This is a genomic window from Paenibacillus sp. P4_A7 (genome assembly GCF_056402455.1).
Genome location: NZ_JBFUHJ010000493.1, coordinates 1 through 3977, shown reverse-complemented (window position 1 = coordinate 3977; position 3977 = coordinate 1). Strand labels below are relative to the sequence as shown.

Sequence of the window (3977 nt, the reverse complement as noted above, 5' to 3'; positions counted from 1 at the left end):
GCCCGGAACGTATGCGATCCGCCCGGAAGTGATGGAGCTTTATCCGGACGGAGAAGCGCAGTCCGAACCGCGGAACCGGGGCTTATGGCTTGAAGGGGTTATTTTGAGCACGACAGTTCGCGGCAATGTGCGCCGTTACCAGGTTCAGTCTCAGGATGCGACCGTAACGATCGACGAACTGAATGTTCCGCACAAAGGCGCTTTGGACGAAGGATTGTTCATTAGTGTACGGATTCCGGAAGAAGCTTGTACTTTATTGGAATAGAGGGAGATTACAATGTCCGTATTGTCGGTTGAACGAAAAACCGCGATTCTTGATCGGCTGCAAGCTTACGGGAAGGTGAACGCGGCGGATCTGGCCCGCCTGCTTGACGTATCGATGGAAACCGTTCGACGGGACCTAGATGTGATGGAGAAGGAAGGATTGCTCAGACGCGTGCACGGAGGAGCCGTTAAAATCAATTTTCAGCTGGGAGAGCCGCCGTTTGTTCAGCGAAGGCAGGTTCGCTTAGAAGAAAAGAAAAAAGTGGCCCAAAGAGCCGCACAGTTAATAAAAGATGGAGATACGATCGTGATGGGCGTAGGAACCACAATTCTCGAAATGGCCCATTGCATTCGTGGAGTGAATAAAGTTACCATTCTGACCAATTCGGTGCCTGCGGCCCACGCCTTAATGGATTCCTTGAACCAAGGCTTGTACCATGGAAGGGTGATCCTGCTGGGGGGAGAATTGGATGCGGAGCAATACTCGGCAAGAGGTACGGTTTGCGAAAAAATGATGGATCTGTTCAGCGTGAACAAGGCTTTCATTTCCCCCGGAGGAATATCACTTTCGGGCGTGACGGAGTACAGCCTGGAGGATTATTCGATTTCCTCTAAAATGATTCAGGTCGCAAAAGAGACGTTCATTCTCGCGGATCATTCCAAAATCGGCGTRGAAGCGCTATGCAAATTTTCGCAGTTGGATCAAATTCAAGCCATCGTTTGCGATCAGGCTGCGCCGCCTTCGTGGAAGCCTTATTTGGAAAACATCGATTGGATCTTAGCGGACGAGGACACTACGGAATGCGGATAAACAACTAACAATAGACTGGGTGAATCTACATTGAAAACGATCAAAGGTATTTTGTTCGATAAAGACGGCACTTTAATTGACTTTTATTCCGGCTGGGTGCTGGTGGCGACGCAAATGGCCGATCGTCTGCTGGCGGACTTCGGCTTGCAAGAAGATCCTTCGGTCAAAGAAAGCTTGCTCGGTGCCATCGGTTTGAACGGCGATCAAGTCGATCCGAAAGGGATACTCGCCAGCGGCACCACGCAGGATCTTTCTGAAGCATTCGTTCGCGTGCTCAGGGAGAGACAAGCAAATCCGGATAAGCTGGAGCTTTTGCAGGATTGGTTGATCGAAGAGCTTTACCGGCTGACCAAATTGAATCGGCATAATTTAAAGCCGACCGCGGATTTACACCTTTTGCTCGGGCAGCTTCGCAGCCACGGACTTAAAATCGGCATTGCAACGGCGGACGATCTTGAATCGACGAATTTTTTTCTGGAGCATGCAGGAGTCTCAGCCTATTTCGACTTTATCGGTACTTCGGACTGCTACGAAAAGAAACCGAGTCCAAGCATGCTTCGCGCTTTTTGCGAGGCCTGCGATATAAGTGCGGAAGAAGTGGCCGTAGCGGGCGATACCGTGACGGATATACAGTTCGCCAGACTCGGCTCGGCAGGTCTTGCCATCGGCGTTCTTTCCGGCGTCAGCGGATGGCCCGAGCTGGAGGATGCCGATCACGTGATCCGTTCCGTTGGAGACATCGTGGCGGAGGGCGGACTGTTAATCTGGCAGACAGACCGGCAGCAGGGAAAGGAAAAGGCGGAGAAAATCTCATGAACAGGTGATTGCGATTGTCTTCAAGATTGGTGATGCAGGGTTTCTCTCGGAAGAAGGCCCTTGACAGAAGCATTCCTGACAAGGGCCTTAACGGCGTCGATTCGTTATTTGATTTTGTTTAAATATCTATAAATCGTCGCTTCCGATGCGTCCAAATGTTTGGCGACTTCACTTACTCCACCTTTAAGCAAAAATACCCCTTTTTCGTTAAGCTTTCTGACGATATCCATTTTTTCTTGTGGAGACATACGTTCAGGCGCGATTTCACTATCGGACAGCACCCCTTTAATGAGGGACAAGAGGAGATCCTCGATGTTGTCCTCGAAGCTCTCCAGAACGTTTAGGTCGAAAGCCGATTTGGTCTGCTCCGCTTGATTATGCTCCTGATTGGCAATATCGGCTACAGTGGAAAGCATGATGGCATCATCCAGGACGCTTCGGGCATTCATGAGATCGGTCAGGTCTACGTTCACACAGACCATGCCGATGATTTCGTTTTGCTCATCCTTAATGAAATAACTCGAAGAACGAAACATTTTCTTGCTTTTGCCGACGCTTTCATAATTGCAAATGAAATGTTTATCCTTATAATTTTTGTCTTTCATTACTTTTAAAGCAAGGTCCGTAATCGGACCGCTAACTTTTCTTCCACTAATATGACCATTTACAATTTCTACAATGGAGCTGTCTGGCTTGGTTACATCATGCAAAACAACTTCGCAATTTTTACCCATTATTTCTGCGATAAAATGAACGACGGGTATATACTTCTTGAGTTTATCCGAATTTTCCATGTTCACCAACCTTTATTTGCCGTTTCTTATTCTGAGTCTATCAATAATAAATTGTTATTTCAATAAAAATTTCTCAAAAATAGATTGAAATGATGAGAAACCTGTAGTAATATAAAATCATCATAATAATAAATTTTCATTATGATAATATTTCCACTAGGGGGCCATTATATGCATACACCTGTTTCAACCGAGAACGCTCCAAGTGCAATCGGACCGTATTCACAAGCCGTAAGAATCGGAAGCTTCTTATTCGTTTCCGGACAACTCCCGATCGATCCCGTTACGGGCGAAATGCCGGAATCCATCGAGGAACAGACCAGACAATCGCTCGAAAATGCAAAAGCCATTTTGCTGGCTGCCGGATGCGAATTGAAGCACGTCGTAAAAACCGTTATTTATTTAAAAGACATGAATACGTTTACAAAGGTAAATGAAGTATATGCCACTTACTTTAGGGAAAACTATCCGGCGAGAAGCACCGTCGAAGTAGCCCGGCTGCCTAAGGATGCACTGGTTGAAATTGAAGTAACAGCGTATGTAAAAGAAAATTAATCCGGAAGGGAGATGAGTGTAATGAATACGAGTGGCATCAAGAATAAAAAGTGGTTTACGCTTGTTGTTCTCATTCTGGGCGGGGGGACGATTTTCAAACTTCCGTGGTTGAAAGACGCATTTTACATTCCCATGATGGATTACTTTCATATGACGCATACGCAAATCGGTATCACAATGTCCGTATATGCCTTTATCCAAACCTTCGGTTACATCACCTCGATGTATGTAACCGACCGGTTCTCCAAGAAAAAATTGTTGCCGATCGCTTTGGCCGGTGTAGGGATTATAGGGTTTTATCTGACAACGTTTCCGGGTTATTACGAGATTTTGGTGATTTGGGCGCTTTTCGCTTTATTTGCCGAGATTGCATTCTGGCCCGTCCTTATCAAAGCGGTAAGATTGCTTGGCGAGAAAGACGAGCAAGGCAGAATGTTCGGTTTTCTGGAAGCAGGAAGAGGGGTCGTCGACACGATCGTAGCATTCACGGCACTTGGAATCTTCAGATGGCTGGGAGAAGGGGCGGCCGGTTTAAGAGGAGCTATCATATTCTTTTCCGTTATTGCAATTGTAATCGCTATCATTTCGTATTTTCTTGTCGAGGATGACGTCATCAAGGATACGGACGAGCAAGGCAATAAAATCAATCGCAACAAATTGGCGTTTCAAGGAGCTCTTCAAGCCATCAAAATGCCTGAAATATGGGTAGTGTCGTTCACTATTTTCTCTGTATACTC

6 protein-coding genes are annotated in these 3977 nt (G+C 46.5%); 5 read left to right on the top strand and 1 reads right to left on the bottom strand.

Annotated elements, in window-relative coordinates; translation table 11 throughout:
- The 3 genes from AC1DWN_RS29595 to AC1DWN_RS29585 form a co-directional block, all read left to right on the top strand.
- A partial coding sequence (locus AC1DWN_RS29595; RefSeq protein WP_477562450.1) for a TOBE domain-containing protein occupies positions 1 to 265 on the top strand: 265 nt, incomplete at its 5' end.
- 12 nt (positions 266 to 277) lie between these two features.
- Positions 278 to 1075 (top strand): DeoR/GlpR family DNA-binding transcription regulator, encoded by a 798-nt coding sequence (locus AC1DWN_RS29590; RefSeq protein WP_477562449.1) that lies wholly within the window; start codon positions 278 to 280, stop codon positions 1073 to 1075.
- A gap of 30 nt (positions 1076 to 1105) precedes the next feature.
- Positions 1106 to 1891, top strand: a complete 786-nt coding sequence (locus AC1DWN_RS29585) for an HAD family hydrolase (RefSeq protein ID WP_477562448.1) — start codon at positions 1106 to 1108, stop codon at positions 1889 to 1891.
- Positions 1892 to 1995: 104 nt separating this feature from the next.
- On the opposite strand, the gene AC1DWN_RS29580 is transcribed toward AC1DWN_RS29585, so the two are convergent.
- The gene (locus tag AC1DWN_RS29580; protein ID WP_477562447.1) at positions 1996 to 2685 is read right to left on the bottom strand and encodes a helix-turn-helix transcriptional regulator; all 690 of its coding nucleotides are present in this window, start codon (positions 2683 to 2685) and stop codon (positions 1996 to 1998) included.
- A gap of 171 nt (positions 2686 to 2856) precedes the next feature.
- Between AC1DWN_RS29580 and AC1DWN_RS29575 the strand changes: the two genes are divergently transcribed.
- Both AC1DWN_RS29575 and AC1DWN_RS29570 read left to right on the top strand, forming a co-directional pair.
- Positions 2857 to 3240, top strand: a complete 384-nt coding sequence (locus AC1DWN_RS29575) for a RidA family protein (protein WP_477562446.1) — start codon at positions 2857 to 2859, stop codon at positions 3238 to 3240.
- Between the two features lie 21 nt (positions 3241 to 3261).
- Positions 3262 to 3977 (top strand): MFS transporter (locus AC1DWN_RS29570; RefSeq protein ID WP_477562445.1); only part of this gene is annotated, 716 nt, incomplete at its 3' end.